Genomic DNA, 17042 nt, shown 5'->3' with positions numbered 1-17042 from the left:
GGGCATGACGAACGACTCGGGGCAGTGGCCCACCAGGGCGGTGCCACGCCCGCGCAACAGCGACGGCGGCGCCGTCTCGGCGATCCTCGGCGCGCTGCCGGACGACGAGTGGACCGTCTTCGAGGACGTCGCGCTGCGTGGTCGTCGTACGCCGGTCCAGGTCGCCGTCGGACCGCAGGGCATCTTCGTCATCGAGTCGCGTCGACCGCGGCCGTTCAGCCGCGACGAGCTGTGCTCGGCGGGCGTCCGCCAGGACCTCGTCGTCCGCGCGACCCGCGCCGCCGCCTCCGTCAACGCCCGCACCGGCCTGGTCGAGGCCAAGCACGTCACGCCCGTCGTCTGCTACTTCGGTCGTGAGGTCGCCCCGGTGGTGGCCGGCGACGTCGTGGTCTGCTCGAGCCGCAACCTGCTCGCGGTCATGACCGCCCGGCCCACCATCCTCGACGACGGCCGGCGCCAGCTGGTGGCGCTCGACCTCGACACCTCCATCGGTACGCCGGCCCGGCGACCCGTCGTCCGCAAGCGCCGTCGCCGCTGAGCTCCCCCTCGCGTGGGCCGGGCCCGATCCCACCTGAACTCGGCGTGACTGATCAGCCAAATCGCTTGGCTGTTCGACCGCACGCACCTACCTTGATTATCGAAGGGGGTGTGTGCGATGGCGGCGACCCATGTTGCGCTGCTCAACGCCTCCTACGAGCCGCTCGGGAAGGTGACCTTCCAGCACGCGGTCCGCATGCTCTTCCGTGAGGTCGCCATCGTCGAGGAGGCGCACGACGACCGGATGATCGGCCCGCACCCGTGGCCACGCGTCATCCGTCTCGTGCGCTATATACGCATGCACTGGATGTACCGCCCGGCCGCCTACAGCCGTGAGTCGGTGCTGCGCCGCGACCGCCATCGCTGCGCCTACTGCGGCCACCACGCCAGCACGATCGACCACGTGGTGCCGGCCTCACGCGGCGGAGGGTGGACCTGGCTCAACACCGTCGCCGCGTGCCGACTGTGCAACGGCAGGAAAGCCAACCGCACCCCCGCGGAGGCGGGGATGCGACTGCGGATCGAGCCCTACGTGCCGACCCGCGCCCAGCTGGCCGCGCTGGACCACCTCTAGTAGCGCGCTAGCGCTTCCCCGCGTGGCGCCGATGCCTCTTGTGCCGGCGCTTCTTGTGCTTCCGGTGTCGGTGCTTGGTCGGGACCGGCGCCGGCGTCGTGGGGACGGAGGCGGGCGGCGATGCCGGAGGCCGCACCTGCGGCGGTGCAGTGCGGCCCCACCCGGACTGACCGGTCATGAAGCCGATCGGCGTACGCACGAAACCGGGGAAGACCGTCGCGAGCGAGGTGGCCGGCATCCGCGCGGCGACCACCTCGGCCAGCACGTCGCGGTAGTCGGTCGTGACGGGAACGTCGGCGTCGAGCGTCTTGGCCAGCGGGGTCCAACGGGCGTAGTAGCCGCCGCGCACGCCCGCGCCGAGGGTCAGCATGACGTTGCCCCAGCCGTGGTCGAGCCCGTAGCCGGAGTTCTGCACGACCCGCCGGCCGAACTCGCTGAGCGCCACCAGGGTGACCTTGGGCCGGACCGGTCCGAGGTCGGCGAAGAACGCGGCGAGCGCCTTGCCGAGCTCGGCAGCGTTGGACTGCATCCCGCCCCACTCGAGGGTGCCGAGGTCGGAGTGCATGTCCCAGTCGCCCTGGTCGACGGTGACCACCTGCACCCCGAGGTCGGCGCGCAGCGTCCGGGCCACCGAGGAGAGTGCCCGGCCCAGGTCGGTGCTGGGATAGGTCGCGACGTTGTCGGTCTGCGCCCGGGCGGTGCCGAGCCGGTCGACGCCGGCCAGCGTCGCGCCCATCGCCCTGCTCATCGGCGAGGACTCGTCGCGCCACATCGCCTCGAGCGACGCACGCCGACTGGCGTCCCCGGGGACGGTCGTGCTCGCCAGGTCGTCCATCGACATCACCGTGGCCGAGCCGACCAGGGCGGTCGGCGTCGTGGAGCCGATGGACAGGCCCTGCAGCGGGTCGCCGGTCGAGGTGAGCCCGACGAGGCGGTTGAGCCAGCCCGAGCGGGCGGCCGAGCCGGGGTCGGCATCCTCGACGAGCTCCATCGCCTCGAAGTGGGAGCGGTTCGGCACGGCCATGCCGGTCGCGTGGACGGCGGCCACCTGGCCGGCGTTCCACATCGGCAGGAGCGGCGTCAGCCCGGGGTGCAGCCCGAAGCCGGCGTCCGTGGCGAGCAACGAAGTGCGAGGGACCGCGATCGTCGGGCGGGCGGCGTAGTAGGCCGGGTCGGCGTGGGGGACGACGAGCGACAGCCCGTCGGCGGCACCGCGCAGGGAGAGTACGACGAGCACCGACTGCGCCGCAGCGGCCGACGCCGGCGAGGCGGTGATCACGGCGGACCCCACGGTGGTCGCGACGCCGCCGGCGGTCAGGCCGCGCAGCAGCCCGCGCCGGCTCACGGTGAGGGAGTCGAGGAGTGCGAACTCGGGGCAGCCGTTCATCGGCGGTACCACCTCGGGTGGTCGAGCAGCGTGGCGAGCAGGGTCGGCATCTGCCACCCCAGGACGCTGGACCCCGCCTTCACCTGGACGCCGGGGTCGGTGATCTTCAGGGCCAGGCAGGCGCCCTCGAGCAGCGACGCGTCCGACGCGCGGTGGTGCAGCAGGCGGGAGAGGTGGTCGACGAGGTCGCGGAAGGAGATCGGTAGCGCGGGCGCCCAGGAGGCGTAGCCCGGATAGGTCATGTCGAGCTTGGGCCACCAGCCGCCACCCATGTTGGAGTGCACCGACATCGAGGCAAGCACCCGCGACGGCGACGCCCAGGCCGAGGCGACCAGCGGCGCGCCGTCCGGGCGCGGCCACGCCATCGGCGCCTGACCCAGCGCCTCGGCCTGCCAGATGATCGCGTTGGCGCCCGAGTTGTCGGAGGTCGGCTTCGCGAGCTCCACGCCGAGCAGCCGGTAGGTCGCGACGAGGTCCTCGGCCGGCGTACGCAGCTTGGCGTCGACCGCGGAGGCGAACTCGGCGGAGTCGACCAGCGCGCGGAGCACGGGCACGATCGCGGTGTCGTGCTCGAGGTAGACGGCCGCCAGGCGCTCGACGAGCGGCGCGGGTGGGTCGTCACTGACGAACGCCACGGCCAGGCGTCGGGCGATCCGCTCGGCGGTGAACCGGTGCCGGGCGAGGTAGGACACGTAGGCGTCGACGACCGCGCGCCCGTCCGCCGCGGCGTTGTCGGAGGTGAAGTCGAGGACGCGCACCGGGCCGGTCCAGTGGTCGCCCGCCTGGTAGGACGACCCGAACGTGCGCCACATGTCGATGTGGAAGCCGGTCAGGATGCGCGCAGACGCCTTCACGTCGTCCTCGTCGTAGCTGCCGACGCCGACGGTGAACAGCTCGAGCAGCTCGCGGCCGAGGTTCTCGTTGGGGTGGGCCTTGGTGGAGTCGTAGCCGCTCAGGAAGATCGTCATCGCCTCGTGGGTCACCGCGTGGTGTAGCAGCTCGGCATAGCTCGTCAATGCGAGCGCGCGCAGCCGCTCGCCGTACGGGATCCGCCAGGTGAAGACGCCGTCGGCGGGCGTCGGGACGTGGAGCAGGTTCTCCCAGAACTCCGTCATCACCTCGCGCACCTGGTGGGTGGTGAGGATGCGCCGCACCAGCACGCGGCGCCCGTAGTCCTGCATCAGCTGCCAGCCGGCGCGGACCTTGTTCTTGTCGTTCTGCCAGATCTGCGACGCGTCGTCCGCCAGGTGCGGCCACCAGTCCAGGTGCAGGTGGTCGCTCGGGTCGTGGGCGGCCGTCAGCTGCGCGTCGAACCACGCCCGGGCGCCGCCCGCGGCGCGGACCTCGTCGCGCAGTCCCGGCGTGATGCCGTAGGAGAACCGTGACAGCAGGTGCCGGTCCGCGGTGGGCAGGACGGGGGTGAGTGGATAGCTCCCCGGCGCGTACGACGGCGCCGCGACCGCGCGACCGGCCGGACCGGCCAGCACGCCGGTGAGGGCGGCGGCGGTCGCGCCTGAGGCGAGGGCGGTGCGGCGGGGCACCGACCGAGGGAGAGGCATGGGAGCTCCCGGGATCCGATGGGACGTCGATCCTCCATCGGCCGGGAACCGTCCGCATCAAGCGATCGGTCGGATCTGGTTGGTCCGCCACCGGCTCAGACGAGCGAGCGGTAGACCTCCACCGTCTGCTGTGCGATCGCCGCCCAGCTGAACGCCTCGATCGCGCGCCGGCGGCCGGCCCGACCCATCTCGGCGGCGCGCGCCGGCTCGGCGACCAGCGCGTTGAGGGCGGTCGCGAAGTCGGCCACGTAGCCCTCGGGGTCGACCGGTGTCCCGGTGCCGTCGGCGGCCTGCTCGATCGGGACGAGCAGACCGGTCACGCCGTTCTCGACGACCTCCGGGATGCCCCCCGTGGCGGTGGCGACGACCGCCGCCTCGCAGGCCATCGCCTCGAGGTTGACGATGCCGAGCGGCTCGTAGACCGAGGGGCAGGCGAACACGGTGGCGTTGCTCAACAGGGCGATGACGTCGGCGCGGGGCAGCATCTCCGCGATCCAGACGACGCCGTCGCGGGTGTCGCGCAGGCGGTCGACGAGCCCCTCGACCTCGGCCGCGATCTCGGGAGTGTCGGGCGCGCCGGCGCACAGCACCACCTGCACCTCCGCCGGCAGCGAGGCGACCGCGCGCAGGAAGTAGGGCAGCCCCTTCTGCCGGGTGATCCGGCCGACGAAGACCACGCTCGGCCGGTCGGGGTCGACGCCCAGCTCGCGCACCCGGTCGGGGTTCGGAGCCGGGGCCCAGAGCCCGGTGTCGATGCCGTTGTGGACGGTGTGCACGCGGTCCGGGTCGACCGCCGGGTAGGCGCGCAGCACGTCCTCGCGCATCGCCGACGAGACGGCGATGACCGCCGCGGCCGCCTCGTAGGCGGTGCGCTCGGCCCAGGAGGACAGCGCGTAGCCGCCGCCGAGCTGCTCGGCCTTCCACGGCCGCAGCGGCTCCAGGGAATGGGCGGTCAGGACGTGCGGGACGCCGTGCAGCAGGCTCGCCAGGTGCCCGGCCAGGTTGGCGTACCACGTGTGCGAGTGCACCAGGTCGGCCCCCGCGCAGGCGTCGGCGATCGCCAGGTCGACCCCGAAGGTCCGCAGCGCGGCATTGGTGTCGGCCAGACCGGGCAGGTCGGCGTACGCGAAGGTCGCGGGCTCGTCCCGCGGCGCGCCGAAGGCGCGTACGACGGTCTCGACGTCGCTCCCGCTGCGCAGTGCCCTGACCAGCTCGGCGACGTGGACCCCGGCGCCGCCGTAGACCTCGGGTGGGTACTCCTTGGACAGGATGTCGACGCGCACGGCGTCACGCTACCGTTTCGTCATGGCGCACCCCTCCCGCAAGAAGGTCCTCGCGATCGTGCTCGCCGGCGGGGAGGGCAAGCGGCTGATGCCGCTCACCGCCGACCGCGCCAAACCGGCCGTCCCGTTCGGCGGCACCTACCGGCTCATCGACTTCGCGCTGTCGAACCTGGTGAACTCCGGCTGCCGCCAGGTGGTCGTGCTGACGCAGTACAAGTCGCACAGCCTGGACCGCCACGTCAGCCAGACCTGGCGGATGTCGACCCTGCTCGGCAACTACGTCGCCTCGGTGCCGGCGCAGCAACGGGTCGGCAAGAACTGGTACCTCGGCAGCGCCGACGCGATCTACCAGTCCCTCAACCTGGTCGGTGACGAGCGGCCCGACATCGTGGTCGTGGTCGGCGCCGACCACGTCTACCGGATGGACTTCGCCCAGATGATCGACGCCCACTGCGAGGCAGGCGTCGGCTGCACGGTTGCGGCGATCCGGCAGCCGATCGAGATGGCGGACCAGTTCGGCGTCATCGACGTCGAGCCCGACGACCCGCGCCGCATCCGCGAGTTCCTGGAGAAGCCGAAGGACCCGGTCGGTCTTCCGGACAACCCCGACGAGATCCTCGCGTCGATGGGCAACTACGTCTTCGACGCGGACGCGCTCGTCGAGGCCGTCACCCGCGACGCGGACGAGATCGGGTCGAAGCACGACATGGGCGGCGACATCGTTCCCGCGTTCGTGCGCCGCAACCAGGCCGCTGTCTACGACTACCGCGACAACGAGGTGCCCGGGTCCACCGAGCGCGACAGGGGCTACTGGCGCGACGTCGGGACGCTGCGCTCCTACTACGACGCCCAGCTCGACGTGGTCTCGCCGCTGCCGATCTTCAACCTCTACAACTACGACTGGCCGATCTACACCTCGCACGGCCCCTACCCGCCGGCCAAGGTCGTCGACTCCTCGGTCGACGAGGTGCTCTTCTCGCCGGGCGTCGTGGTCAGCGGCGGCTCGGTCGCGCGGTCGGTGCTCTCGCCCGGTGTCTTCGTCTCGCCGGGCGCGGAGGTGTTCGGGTCGGTGCTGATGAACGACGTCCGGATCGGCGAGGGAGCGGTCGTGCGCAACGCGATCCTGGACAAGAACGTCGTCATCCCGCCCGGCGCGCAGGTCGGCCTCGACCCCGACGAGGACCGCGCCCGCGGCTTCGTCGTCCAGGACGGGCTCACCATCGCCGGCAAGGACCAGCCCTACGACTGACCCGTCGCTGGTCGAGTAGCCCGCGAGGAACGAGCGGGCGTATCGAGACCACCGGGCGGGTCTCGATACGCCCTCGCCTAGCGGCTCGGGCTACTCGACCAGCGAGATTGCTGGGGCTACTCGACCAGCGAGGTTGCTGGGGCTACTCGACCAGCGAGATTGCTGGGGCTACTCGACCAGCGAGATTGCTGGGGCTACTCGACCAGCGAGATTGCTCAAGCGTCGGGCAGGACCCCGGCCGCTCGGGCGGGGGCGGCGTAGGCCTCGGCCAGGCTCGCGACCGTCTCGTGGGCGTTGAGGCCGCTGGGGTTGGGGACGACCCAGATCTGCGCGCCGCCCCAGGCCTCCTCGCGCTCGGCAGGCTGGCGGCCGGCGACCGACCTCGGCTCGCCGAAGGCCGAGCGGTACGCCGTGATGCCGGCGACCACCACGACGCGCGGGCGCTCCCGCCGGACGAGCTCCTGCAGACGCAGGCCGCCCTCGACCAGCTCGGCCTTGGAGAGCTCGTCGGCGCGGGCGCTGGCACGGTGCACGACGTTGGAGATCCCGATCCCGCGGCCGACCAGGTGGGCGCGGTCCTCGTCGGTCATCCCGGCCGCGGGGTCGATCGGGCGGGTGATGATCCCCGCGGCGTACAGCGCCGGGTAGAAGCGGTTGACCGGGTGCGCGAAGTGCGTCTGTGTCGCGGCGGTCCACAGGCCGGGGTTGATGCCGACGAAGAGCAGCTTCAGGCCGGGGCCGAGGAGGTCGGGGACGGTCGCGCCCTGGAAGGAGTCCAGCTCGGCGCGGGTGAAGCGGCGGGTCACGCGGTCACCCTGCCACGGGGTCGGCGTGGCGCGGGAACCGGTTCGACCCGGCTAGCGTCGAACCATCATGGGACGAATGCTCGGGTCGGTGGTGGGTGTCCTCCTGCTCGCGGCGTGCGCGTCGGAGGGCCAGTCGGAGCCGGGTGCGCCCGCCGAGGTCGTCCGCCTCGTCTCGCAGACGGCCGGCGGCGGTCAGGGCGAGACCACGGCGACCCGGTTGGCGACCGATGCCGAGGTCGACCGCTACCTCGCCCGCTTCGACGCCTCGCTCGCCGAGAAGCTGCGGGCCGCGATCGAGCAGGAGAGGGGAGCGGGCGGCACCCTGTGGGCGCAGGTCGTCGCGGTCGGCTGCGACGTCCCGCCCGGGGCGAGCGTCGAGGCGACGGATGACGTCGTGGTCCGGCCCGACCCGGTGGCCAGCCGGAAGCCGGAGTGCTTGGCGCCCGTGACGACTGTCGCGCTGGCGTTCGTCCCCGCCAACCAGTGAGGCGTGGCCCCGCCGGGCGGGGGTGCTCCACGGATACCCTGCCGTCCGTGGAGCCGTGGAACACCTTCGTGGAGGGCGACAACCTCGACGTGCTCCGACGGCTCCACGACACGGGTGAGCGCTTCGACCTCGTCTACATCGACCCGCCCTACAACACCGGCAACGACTTCGCCTACGTCGACGACATCCGCGGCGCGGACGGGAGGCGCGGCGGTCGGCACGACGCCTGGGTGGCGATGATGCGGCCCCGGCTCGAGATGGCGCGCGCCCTCCTGACCGAGCGGGGCGCGATCTACGTCAGCATCGACGACAACGAGGCGGCGTACCTCCGCCTGCTGCTCGACGACGTCTTCGGCGAGGAATGCTTCCTGGCCCAGGTCGTCGTCAACCTCAACCCCAAGGGCCGCCAGCTCGGCAGCGGCTTCGCGACCTCGCACGAGTACCTGCTGGTCTACGCCCGCGACGCCCGGCGGTGCGTGCTCGACGCAAGCAGCACCGACCTCGTCGACGAGCGCGACTTCCCGCTCGTCTCCGAGGACGGGCGCCGCTTCCGCCACCTGCCGCTGCGCAACACCAACAAGAAGTTCAACCCGGTCACCGCGCCCACCCTCCACTTCCCCGTGTACGGCGACCCCGACTCCGGTCGGGTGACGACCGAGCCCTTCGCCGGCGCCCACGAGATCACGCCGGTCTTCGGTGACGGGACCGCGGCGGTCTGGCGCTGGTCGCGCCCGCTGATCGAGCAGCGTCCGGGCGACCTGGTCTGCCGCCGGGTCGCGGGCCGTCGCGGCGAGCGGGTCGACGTCTTCCAGCGCGACTGGCTGCACGGCGTGGACGGCGGCGGCCGCCGCAAGAAGCTGCGCACGATCTGGCTGGCCGAGGAGGTCGGCTCGACCGACACCGCCGTCGCCGAGCTCAAGGTGCTCGTCGGGCACGTCTTCGAGTCCCCCAAGCCGACCGGCCTGATCCGCCGCATCCTCGCCACGATGCCGTCCGATGCGCGCGTCCTCGACTTCTTCGCCGGGTCCGGCACGACCGGTCACGCGGTGGCGCTCGCCAACACCGCCGACGGCGGCACCCGGACCTGCCTGAGCGTGAACTCGGCCGAGCCGACCCGGCCCGGCTCCAACGCCGCCAACGCGGGCCTGGCCACCGTCGCCGCCATCACCCGGGCGCGGCTGCGTGCGGTGGCCGCGGCGATCGGGGGCGGGCTGGACGAGTCCGTCCACGGAGCTGCGGTGCAGGATCCGCGATCACCGTGACGCTCGCCCGCTGAAGGCCTCTGCCAGGATCGGGGCCATGAAGCGGCCGGCCTTCGACACCTGGGTGCATCGGAGCCGTACGTCGGCCGGCGCCCGCTTCGTCCGCTGGCGCTCGAAGCGCTGGGCGGTCGCCCAGTGCGCCGTCTCGGCGGGCGTGGCCTGGTTCATCGCGCACGACCTGCTCGGGCACCAGACGCCGCTGTTCGCCTCGATCGCGGCGGTGGTGAGCCTGGGGACGTCGTACGGCCAACGGCTGCGCCGGGTGGCCGAGGTGACGATCGGCGTGGCGATCGGGGTCCTGCTCGGCGATCTGCTGGTCGCGTGGCTCGGGTCCGGCGCGTGGCAGATCGCGCTGATCGTCGGGCTGGCCATGTCGGCGGGGCTGCTGCTGGACGCCTCCCAGCTGTTCGTGAACCAGGCGGCCGTGCAGTCCATCTTCGTCGCCACCCTGGTGCCGTCCTCGGGGGTGGCCCTCACCCGGTGGACCGACGCGCTGATCGGCGGCGGGGTCGCCCTCGTCGCGGCGACCGCCGTCCCGGCCGCGCCGCTGCGCCGGCCGCGTGAGCGGGCCGCCGTCGTGATCCGCAAGATCGCCCACCTGCTCCGGGCGGCCGGCGACGTGATGCTCGAGGCCGATGCCGTGCACGGCATGTCGGTCCTGGCCGAGGCGCGGTCGACCGACGGGCTGATCCGGGAGCTGCAGGCCGCCGCCGACGAGGGCATGGCGGTCGTGGCGTCCTCACCGTTCCGGATCCGGCACAAGCCGTCGGTGCGGCAGATGGCCGAGCTCGTCGAGCCGCTCGACCGCGCCCTGCGCAGCACCCGCGTCCTGGTCCGCCAGGTGGCCGTGTCGGCGTACCGCGGTCGACCCGTCCCCGCGTCCTACGCCACCTTGGCCTTCGACCTCTCCGACGCCGCCGACCTGCTCGCCGAGGAGCTCGTCAACGCGCGCGGCACCGAGGAGCTCGCCGAGGCGGCCCGGCCCGCCCTGCTCGCGCTCGGCGAGGCCTCCGCCGCGGTCGAGCGCACCGACGTGATGACCGCCGAGGGCGTCCTGCTCCAGCTGCGCAGCGTGATCGTCGACCTGCTGATGCTCACCGGGATGGGCCAGTTCGAGGCGACCGACGCCCTCCCGCCTCCACCCGGCTGAACTCGCCTGCGGCGGCCCGGACGTCAGCCGAGGGACTCGCGCAGCTCGCGGACGACGGAGTCGACGACGGCGACGAGGTCGCCGTGGGTCCTCTCGGCGACGGCCCGCTGGCGCTGGTACGACGCCCCGCGACCGATGATCGAGGCGACCGAGGCGAGCTCGGCGCTGCAGCCGAGCCGCTCCGCGACCGGTTCGAGCCGGACGAGCAGGTCGGCGAGGTCGTCGGTGACGAGTCGCTCGTGGGAGTCGGCGTCGAGGATGACGATCGCGTCGAGCCCGTAGCGGGCAGCCCGCCACTTGTTCTCCTGCACGTGCCACGGCGGCAGCACGGTCAGCGCCTCACCGGCGGCGGCGCGGGCGTCGAGGTCGACGACCAGGCAGTGTGCGAGGGCGACGATAGCCGCCAGCTCCTCGAAGGTGGAGACGCCGTCGCAGATCCTGTTCTCGAGCGTGCCCAGCTTGGCGGAGGGGCGCAGGTCCCAGCGGATCTCGGACAGCTCGTCGATGACGCCGGTCGTCAGCTGGTCGGACGCGAACGACTCGAACTGCCCCCAGGTCTCGAACTGGAAGGGCAACCCGGCCGTCGGCAGCTGCTGGAACATCAGCGCGCGGTTGGACGCGTAGCCGGTGTCGACGCCGGCCCAGATCGGCGAGGACGCCGAGAGCGCCTGGAGGTGCGGGTAGTAGGTGAGCAGCCCGGACAGCACCGGCATGACCCGCTCCTGGGCCGGCAGCCCGACGTGGACGTGCACGCCCCAGATCAGCATCTGCCGGCCCCACCACTGGGTTCGGTTGATCAGCTCCGCATAGCGGTGCCCCGGGGAGAGCCGCTGCTCGGTCCAGCTCGCGAAGGGGTGCGTCCCGCCGCCGTAGAGGTCCACCCCGACCTCGTCACCCGCGCGGACGACGTGGGACAGCGCCTCCCGCAGCTCGACCATCGCCTCGTCGACGGTGTGGCAGATCCCCGTGACGAGCTCGACGGTGTTGCGGAGCAGCTCCTGGTGGATCCGGCCCGGCTCAGACATCCGCGCCTTGGCGCGGGCGAAGATGTGCGGCGCGTTGTTGGACAGGTCGCGGGTCTGCCGGTCGACCAGCGCGAGCTCCCACTCGACGCCCAGCGTCGGCTCCGGGGAGGGGTGGAAGTCGATCCGCACACCGTCAGGTTCCCATGCCGGCTGTGCATGACGCCCCTGTCCCTGGCAACCTGCGACGCGTGGAACCGCGCGAGGTGAACCTGACCCTGGACTTCTGTCTCAAGGTCGGTGAGCTGCTGCTGTCGTCGGGTGCCGGTGCCGCCGACGTGGTCGCGACGATGCGGACGCTGTCGCGCCATCTCGGGCTGCGCAACGCCGAGGTCGACGTCACCTTCGTCAACCTCGAGATGGCCTACCAGGAGAGCCCCGAAGCGGTGCCCGTGCTGCTCACCCGGCAGGTCAAGCAGCGCACCATCGACTACGAGGACCTCACCCGGGTCGACCACCTGGTCCGGGCGGTGCTGCGCGACGAGGCCGACCTCAAGGCCGCCCGCGCCGAGCTCGGCCGGATCAGGTCGACCGGGCACGGGCGGCGGCGGTGGGCGATCAGTGTCGGACTGGCTGTGATGGCCGCGGGCGTCGCGCTCCAGCTCGGCGGCGAGCTCGCGGTCGTCCTGCTGGCCGGCGTGGCCGCCCTGATCATCGACCGGCTCCAGGGACTGATGTCACGGCGCCGGGTGCCGGTGTTCTACCAGCAGGTCGCCGCCGCCGGGGTCGCCTCACTCCTGGCGGTCTGCGTCAGTGTGCCGTTCGACCTCGAGGTCTCCACGGCGATCACCGCCAACATCGTCGTGCTGCTCGCCGGACTCGGCTTCATGGGCGCCCTGCAGGACGCCCTGACCGGCTTCTACATCACCGCGGGCGCCCGGATCACCGAGGTGCTGCTCTCGACGGCGGGCATCATCGGCGGCGTCAGCGCCGGGATCGCGATGGCCCGGATGGTCGGCCTGCACCTGCCGCCGATCGACCCCGGCGCCGTCGACCTGCGATCGGTCAGCCGGGCGCTGACCGGCGCGGCGATCGGCGCCGCGGCGTTCGCCTACGCCTCCTACGGGCCGCGTCGCACCCTGCTCCCGATCGCCCTGGTCGCGGCCGCCGCCGAGGGCATCGCCCTGGGCTTCCCCGAGGAGTTCGGAGGCACTTGGGCGGTGGCGGGAGCGGCCTTCTTCGTCGGACTCGTGAGCTACTCGGTCTCGGGCCGGCTCCGGGTGCCGCCGCTGGTGATCGTCGTACCCGCCGTCGTGCCGCTGCTGCCCGGCATCTCGATCTACCGCGGGCTCACCCTGCTCGGCGCGCACGGCAACGAGGACGCCTCCCGCGGGCTGCTGGCGATGTTCGCCGCCGCGTCGATCGCCGTCGCGCTCGCCTCCGGCGTCATCTTCGGCGAGTACGTCGCCCAGCCGCTCGGCCGTGAGGCGCGCCGTGTCGAGAGCCGGCTGGCCGGGCCGCGGCTGGTCGGACCGCTCCGGGCCCGCACCACCCGTCGGTCCCGCCGGGAGCGCAGGAAGCGGCTCGTCCCGCGTCCGTAGTCGTGAGAGCGGGTCAGCGCTTCTTGGGCATGACGTACTTCGCGCCCAGCGCCACGATGTCCTGGTAGCGCGACCCGGTGAGCTTGCCGAAGTGGTGGATTAGGTGGGCGTCGAGGCCGACCAGGACGCGGGCCTGGTCCTTGAGGATGCCCTTGACGATGATCTCGGCGGCCCGCTCCGGCTCCATCTTGGCGAGCTTCTCGTCGAAGAACTTCGCGCTCTTCGTCGCGTCGTCCTTCGCCGAGTAGCGGGCCGAGCGGGCGACGGACGTCTTGATGCCGCCCGGGTGCACGCTGGTGACCGCGACCCGGTGGCCGTCGATGAGCATCTCCTCGCGGAGCGCCTCGGTGAAGCCGCGCACGGCGTACTTCGCGGCGTTGTAGAACGCCTGGTCGGGCATCGAGATCAGCCCGAAGAGCGAGGAGATGTTGACGACGTGGCCGTCGCCGGACGCGATCAGCGCCGGCAGGAAGAGCTTGGTGCCGTGGATGACGCCCCAGAGGTCGATCCCGATGATCCAGTCGATGTCGTCCCAGTCGAGGTCCTCGACCCGGCCGGACAGGGCGACGCCGGCGTTGTTGACCACGACGTTGACCCGGCCGAAGTGGGCGAGGACGTCATCGGCGTAGGTCCGGAACGCCTCGCGGTCGGCGACGTCGAGCAGGTCGGACTTCACCTGGGGGGTGCCGGCCTGCTTGACGAGCTCGACGGTCTCGGCCAGGCCGGCCTCGTTGACGTCGGAGAGGGCAAGGAGGCCGCCGCGGCGGGCGATGTCGACGGCCAGCGCGCGACCGATGCCCGAGCCGGCACCCGTGATGACGACGACCTTGTCCTTGAGCGACTTCATGCGTTCACGTTCTCCTGGTTGTCGGGGGTGGTGTCGGCTGGGGTCTCGATACGGGTCGCGGTGACCCGGTAGCTGCGCACGTCGAAGGTGCTCAGCAGCTTCCGGAAGACGTAGGTCGTCCGCGGCCAGAGGGTGGTGTTGCGGCCGTGCTCGTCGAGGTACCACGACGAGCAGCCGCCGCTGCTCCACACCGTCGACGCCATCCGGGCCTGCAGGTCGGCGTTCCAGTCCGCGAAGGCCCGCTCGGTCGGCTCGACGGTCGCGTAGTCGTTGGTCCGCATCGTGCGCAGCGCGTCGCGGATGTAGCGCACCTGGGACTCGATGATGAACACCATCGAGCTGTGGCCCAGGCCGGTGTTGGGGCCGACCACGAAGAAGAGGTTGGGGAACTCCGGGATGGTGCTGCCCTTGTAGGCCGCCATGCCCGTCTCGGCGAAACGGTCGGCCAGCAGCCGCCCGCCGCGCCCACGCAGCCGGTGCGCGATCGGTAGGTCGGTGGTGTAGAAGCCGGTCGCCACGATCAGCACGTCGACGGGCCGCTCGGTCCCGTCGCGGGTGACGATCGCGTCGCCGGTGACCTTCTCGATGGGGTCCGTGACCAGGTCGCAGTTGTCGGCGTCGAGAGCGGGGTAGTAGGCGTTCGAGATCAGGATCCGCTTGCAGCCGATCTCGTAGCTCGGCGTCACCTTCGCCCGCAGCTCGGGGTCGCTGATGCCCTTCTCGATGTTCTTCAGCGCCGACCGCTTCGCGGGCGCGGCGAGCGCGGGCTTCCAGGTGAACGCCGGCACGTAGGCCTCACGGCCCCAGTAGACCGCCGTCCGGGCGAGCCGCTGCAGGCCGGGCACGTGCCGGAAGGCGGCCTTCTGCAGCGGGGTGTAGTGGTGCTCGTTGCGCGGGATGACCCACGGCGCCGTGCGCTGGTAGACGTCGAGGTGCCCGCCCGTGGCCTGCAGGGTCCGCTGCACCTCGGGCACGATCTGGATCGCGCTCGCTCCGGTGCCGATGACGGCCACCCGCTTGCCGGCCAGGTCGACGTCGTGATCCCACCGCGCGGAGTGGAAGATCTCGCCCTGGAAGTCCTCGATGCCCGCGATCTCGGGCAGGCGCGGCTCGGAGAGCGCGCCCGGTCCGGCGATCAGCGTGCGGGCGGCGTACGTCGCCTCGCCGCTCGGTCCCTCGGTGCGCACGATCCACCGCTGGGTGTCCTCGTCCCACGCCGCGTCGGCGACGAGGGTGTCGAAGACGAACCGGTCGAGCACGCCGTGGTCCTTCGCGACGCGCTGCAGGTAGGCCTGGATCTCCGGCTGGGGGGAGTAGCTCATCGACCAGTCGGGGTTGGGCGCGAAGGAGAAGCTGTAGAGCTGGCTCGGCACGTCGCACGCGGCGCCGGGGTAGGTGTTGTCGCGCCAGGTGCCGCCGACGTCGCCGCCCTTCTCGACGACGACGTAGTCGCGCTCGCCGTCCTCGTCGAGCTTGATCGCCGCGCACAGGCCGCCGAAGCCGGCGCCGACGATGAGGTGGTCCACGAGACGGTGGTCGAGCCGGGTCATGCACCCACCGTACGGAGGCTGTTGAACGAACGTCAATAGCGGTGTTGAACTTCTTTCAATAGAGTGGTGGTCGTGACCACCGCCCCGCGCACCCGGCTCAGCTCCGACGAGCGGCGCTCGCAGCTGCTCGACCTCGGCGTCCGGCTGTTCGCGACGCGCTCGCTCTCGGAGATCTCCATCGACCTGCTCGCCGAGACCGCCGGGATCTCGCGCGGACTGCTCTACCACTACTTCGGAGGCCTCGCCGGCTTCCAGGAGGCAGTGGTCCGCCGGGCCGCCGCGGACCTGATCACCCGCACCGCACCGCCGGTCGAGGGCGACGCGGTCGAGCGGCTCCTGGTGTCGATGCGCGGCTACGTCGACTTCGTCGACGAGAACTACGAGGGCTACCTCTCCCTCGTGACGGGTGCTCGGAGCGGCAACGAGTCGCTGCGCGCCATCTACGACGAGGCGCGACGCACGCTCACCGACCGGCTCTTCGAGTCCGACACCGACCATCTGCTCGAGGACACCCCGGCGATGCGGCTGCTCGTGCACGGCTGGTCGGCCCTCGCCGAGGAGATGGTGCTCGGCTGGAAGGCGCGCGGGGGCGTCACCCGCGACGAGCTGGTCGAGCTGATCACGGGCGCGTTGCCGGCCCTCGCCGGCGCGGTGCCCTCCGGCGGCTGACTCTCGGCCGGCTCCTGCCGTCCCCACAGGGCGCGGACAGTTTGATCTCGCAGGCTCGGGGCATGAGTCAGCAGATCCCTTCCGCGCCGCACGCCCCCGAGCAGCCGGCCAGTCCCTATGACGGTCCCACGTGGGCCCCGATGACCTCCAGCGAGTTCGCCGCGCAGGTGGCCCCCGCTGCACCGCGGCGCAGGGTCCGCGACCGGATGGGTGCCTTCCGCGGTCGCGTCGTGAGGCTGTGGCTCGCCCTCGCGGTCGGGGCCGCGTGCCTGGTCGTCGGGCTCGGCCTCGGGGTGCTGGTCGGGCGCCAGGTTTCGGGCTCGGGCCCGGCGGACCTCCGGCAGCCGCCCGGGATGGGCACGGGCCGCTTGCCGCGCCAGGACGGCGGACCCGGCGGCTTCGACGGCTCGGACCCGGGCACACAGTCCGGCGGTCAGTCGGGCACCCCGTCGGACGGACAGTCGAGCTCCGGAACGTCGAGCTGAGTCATCGCCTCGTCATAGGCCCCTCACAGGGTCGGGGTGCACGATGCGGGCATGAGTGAGCAGAGCAACGGGCCGACCGGGCCGCAGGACCCTCCCTCGGGTCCGCCGACGGGTCCGCCCTCGGATTCCGTCCAGGGATCGGTGCCGCCGGGCTACCCGCCCGCAGGAGAGCCTTCCCCGCACGGGCCGGGGCCGGACGCCGGACCGGGACCGTACGCCGGCCAGGGGCCCTACGCGCCCGGCCCGGCTCAGCCGATGCCGCAGTGGCAGCCGGTGACGCCGCGGCGTCCGTTCCGCGAGCGCACCACGAAGCTGTGGCTCGCGCTCGTGGTCGGGCTGGCCTGCCTGGTCGTCGGGCTGGGCGTCGGCATCGCGATCGGCCACGCGACCGGGCACGACGACCGCGGCCCGGGCCGGTTCGAGCGGTTCCCCGGCGGCCCGGGCAGGCACGGCTTCGGGCAGCGCGACGGCGGCGGGCCGTTCGGGTTCCGGAACCGTCAGCAGGCACCCGACGGGTCCGCGCCGGACCAGCAGCAGTCGCCCCAGACGCAGCCGACTCCGACACCGAGCAGCTGACCGTCGTGCGGCCCTGACCCGGGCGGGGGACGGCCCGCGCCCGGGGATCGGGGAGAAT

At 72.4% G+C, this 17042-nt stretch carries 17 protein-coding genes; 10 read left to right on the top strand and 7 right to left on the bottom strand.

From position 1 onward, the window contains the following. Positions 1–4: 4 nt before the first annotated feature. The gene (locus BM236_RS08360) at positions 5–538 is read left to right on the top strand and encodes a nuclease-related domain-containing protein (RefSeq protein WP_091122436.1); all 534 of its coding nucleotides are present in this window, start codon (positions 5–7) and stop codon (positions 536–538) included. 117 nt (positions 539–655) lie between these two features. Next, entirely contained in the window at positions 656–1111 is a 456-nt protein-coding gene (locus BM236_RS08355; protein WP_091122434.1) for an HNH endonuclease, read from the top strand. Positions 1112–1118: 7 nt separating this feature from the next. On the opposite strand, the gene BM236_RS08350 is transcribed toward BM236_RS08355, so the two are convergent. The 3 genes from BM236_RS08350 to glgA all read right to left on the bottom strand — a co-directional run bounded on the left by BM236_RS08350 (position 1119) and on the right by glgA (position 5340). After that, positions 1119–2498: a DUF1501 domain-containing protein gene (locus BM236_RS08350; RefSeq protein ID WP_091122431.1), complete on the bottom strand. Its 1380-nt coding sequence runs from the start codon at positions 2496–2498 to the stop codon at positions 1119–1121. Then, a complete protein-coding gene (locus tag BM236_RS08345) occupies positions 2495–4057 on the bottom strand; it encodes a DUF1800 domain-containing protein (protein ID WP_091122429.1) in 1563 nt (520 codons plus the stop codon). Before BM236_RS08345 ends, BM236_RS08350 begins: the two co-directional genes overlap by 4 nt. 95 nt (positions 4058–4152) lie before the next feature. Then, a complete protein-coding gene (gene glgA, locus BM236_RS08340; protein ID WP_091122426.1) occupies positions 4153–5340 on the bottom strand; it encodes a glycogen synthase in 1188 nt (395 codons plus the stop codon). A 22-nt stretch (positions 5341–5362) separates the two neighbouring features. Between glgA and glgC the strand changes: the two genes are divergently transcribed. After that, the gene (gene glgC / locus BM236_RS08335) at positions 5363–6589 is read left to right on the top strand and encodes a glucose-1-phosphate adenylyltransferase (RefSeq protein WP_091122833.1); all 1227 of its coding nucleotides are present in this window, start codon (positions 5363–5365) and stop codon (positions 6587–6589) included. A 215-nt stretch (positions 6590–6804) separates the two neighbouring features. Here glgC and BM236_RS08330 read toward each other — a convergent pair whose 3' ends face one another. Next, positions 6805–7395 (bottom strand): mismatch-specific DNA-glycosylase, encoded by a 591-nt coding sequence (locus BM236_RS08330; RefSeq protein ID WP_091122424.1) that lies wholly within the window; start codon positions 7393–7395, stop codon positions 6805–6807. Positions 7396–7462: 67 nt separating this feature from the next. Here BM236_RS08330 and BM236_RS08325 point away from each other — a divergent pair, with 67 nt between their 5' ends. From BM236_RS08325 to BM236_RS08315, 3 genes are read left to right on the top strand one after another with little or no spacing between them, the layout of a single operon-like run. Beyond that, the gene (locus tag BM236_RS08325; RefSeq protein WP_139230060.1) at positions 7463–7882 is read left to right on the top strand and encodes a hypothetical protein; all 420 of its coding nucleotides are present in this window, start codon (positions 7463–7465) and stop codon (positions 7880–7882) included. Positions 7883–7929: 47 nt separating this feature from the next. Next, positions 7930–9144: a site-specific DNA-methyltransferase gene (locus BM236_RS08320; RefSeq protein ID WP_091122419.1), complete on the top strand. Its 1215-nt coding sequence runs from the start codon at positions 7930–7932 to the stop codon at positions 9142–9144. A 37-nt stretch (positions 9145–9181) separates the two neighbouring features. Continuing rightward, entirely contained in the window at positions 9182–10294 is a 1113-nt protein-coding gene (locus tag BM236_RS08315; RefSeq protein WP_091122416.1) for an FUSC family protein, read from the top strand. Between the two features lie 23 nt (positions 10295–10317). Here BM236_RS08315 and BM236_RS08310 read toward each other — a convergent pair whose 3' ends face one another. After that, complete coding sequence (locus BM236_RS08310; protein WP_091122415.1) at positions 10318–11448, bottom strand: glutamate--cysteine ligase; 1131 nt, start codon at positions 11446–11448, stop codon at positions 10318–10320. A gap of 59 nt (positions 11449–11507) precedes the next feature. Between BM236_RS08310 and BM236_RS08305 the strand changes: the two genes are divergently transcribed. Then, positions 11508–12857, top strand: a complete 1350-nt coding sequence (locus tag BM236_RS08305) for a threonine/serine exporter family protein (RefSeq protein WP_245750213.1) — start codon at positions 11508–11510, stop codon at positions 12855–12857. Positions 12858–12870: 13 nt separating this feature from the next. Here BM236_RS08305 and BM236_RS08300 read toward each other — a convergent pair whose 3' ends face one another. Together BM236_RS08300 and BM236_RS08295 are read right to left on the bottom strand one after the other, a co-directional pair. Further along, positions 12871–13704, bottom strand: a complete 834-nt coding sequence (locus BM236_RS08300; protein WP_091122409.1) for an SDR family NAD(P)-dependent oxidoreductase — start codon at positions 13702–13704, stop codon at positions 12871–12873. Further along, entirely contained in the window at positions 13701–15254 is a 1554-nt protein-coding gene (locus BM236_RS08295; protein WP_091122406.1) for a flavin-containing monooxygenase, read from the bottom strand. The genes BM236_RS08300 and BM236_RS08295 overlap by 4 nt, the downstream gene beginning before the upstream one ends. Before the next feature lie 72 nt (positions 15255–15326). On the opposite strand from BM236_RS08295, the gene BM236_RS08290 reads away from it, so the two are divergent. From BM236_RS08290 to BM236_RS18685, 3 genes are all read left to right on the top strand, one after another. Beyond that, complete coding sequence (locus BM236_RS08290) at positions 15327–15923, top strand: TetR/AcrR family transcriptional regulator (protein ID WP_245750212.1); 597 nt, start codon at positions 15327–15329, stop codon at positions 15921–15923. A 62-nt stretch (positions 15924–15985) separates the two neighbouring features. Beyond that, positions 15986–16408, top strand: coding sequence for a hypothetical protein (locus BM236_RS08285; protein ID WP_139230059.1), 423 nt, complete (start codon positions 15986–15988; stop codon positions 16406–16408). A 51-nt stretch (positions 16409–16459) separates the two neighbouring features. Next, positions 16460–16984 (top strand): hypothetical protein, encoded by a 525-nt coding sequence (locus BM236_RS18685; protein ID WP_139230058.1) that lies wholly within the window; start codon positions 16460–16462, stop codon positions 16982–16984. The last annotated feature ends 58 nt before the right edge of the window (positions 16985–17042 follow it).

The sequence above is a fragment of the Nocardioides terrae genome (assembly GCF_900112345.1).
GTDB lineage: Bacteria > Actinomycetota > Actinomycetes > Propionibacteriales > Nocardioidaceae > Nocardioides > Nocardioides terrae.
Note: the sequence above shows the minus strand (reverse complement) of the source record. Positions and strands in the feature narration are given on the sequence as shown.

Coding starts and splice junctions, on each gene's coding strand:
- BM236_RS08360 (WP_091122436.1), top strand. CDS start 5: ATGACGAACGACTCGGGGCAGTGGCCCACCAGGGCGGTGCCACGCCCG.
- BM236_RS08355 (WP_091122434.1), top strand. CDS start 656: ATGGCGGCGACCCATGTTGCGCTGCTCAACGCCTCCTACGAGCCGCTC.
- BM236_RS08350 (WP_091122431.1), bottom strand. CDS start 2,498: ATGAACGGCTGCCCCGAGTTCGCACTCCTCGACTCCCTCACCGTGAGC.
- BM236_RS08345 (WP_091122429.1), bottom strand. CDS start 4,057: ATGCCTCTCCCTCGGTCGGTGCCCCGCCGCACCGCCCTCGCCTCAGGC.
- glgC (WP_091122833.1), top strand. CDS start 5,363: ATGGCGCACCCCTCCCGCAAGAAGGTCCTCGCGATCGTGCTCGCCGGC.
- BM236_RS08325 (WP_139230060.1), top strand. CDS start 7,463: ATGGGACGAATGCTCGGGTCGGTGGTGGGTGTCCTCCTGCTCGCGGCG.
- BM236_RS08315 (WP_091122416.1), top strand. CDS start 9,182: ATGAAGCGGCCGGCCTTCGACACCTGGGTGCATCGGAGCCGTACGTCG.
- BM236_RS08300 (WP_091122409.1), bottom strand. CDS start 13,704: ATGAAGTCGCTCAAGGACAAGGTCGTCGTCATCACGGGTGCCGGCTCG.
- BM236_RS08295 (WP_091122406.1), bottom strand. CDS start 15,254: ATGACCCGGCTCGACCACCGTCTCGTGGACCACCTCATCGTCGGCGCC.
- BM236_RS08285 (WP_139230059.1), top strand. CDS start 15,986: ATGAGTCAGCAGATCCCTTCCGCGCCGCACGCCCCCGAGCAGCCGGCC.
- BM236_RS18685 (WP_139230058.1), top strand. CDS start 16,460: ATGAGTGAGCAGAGCAACGGGCCGACCGGGCCGCAGGACCCTCCCTCG.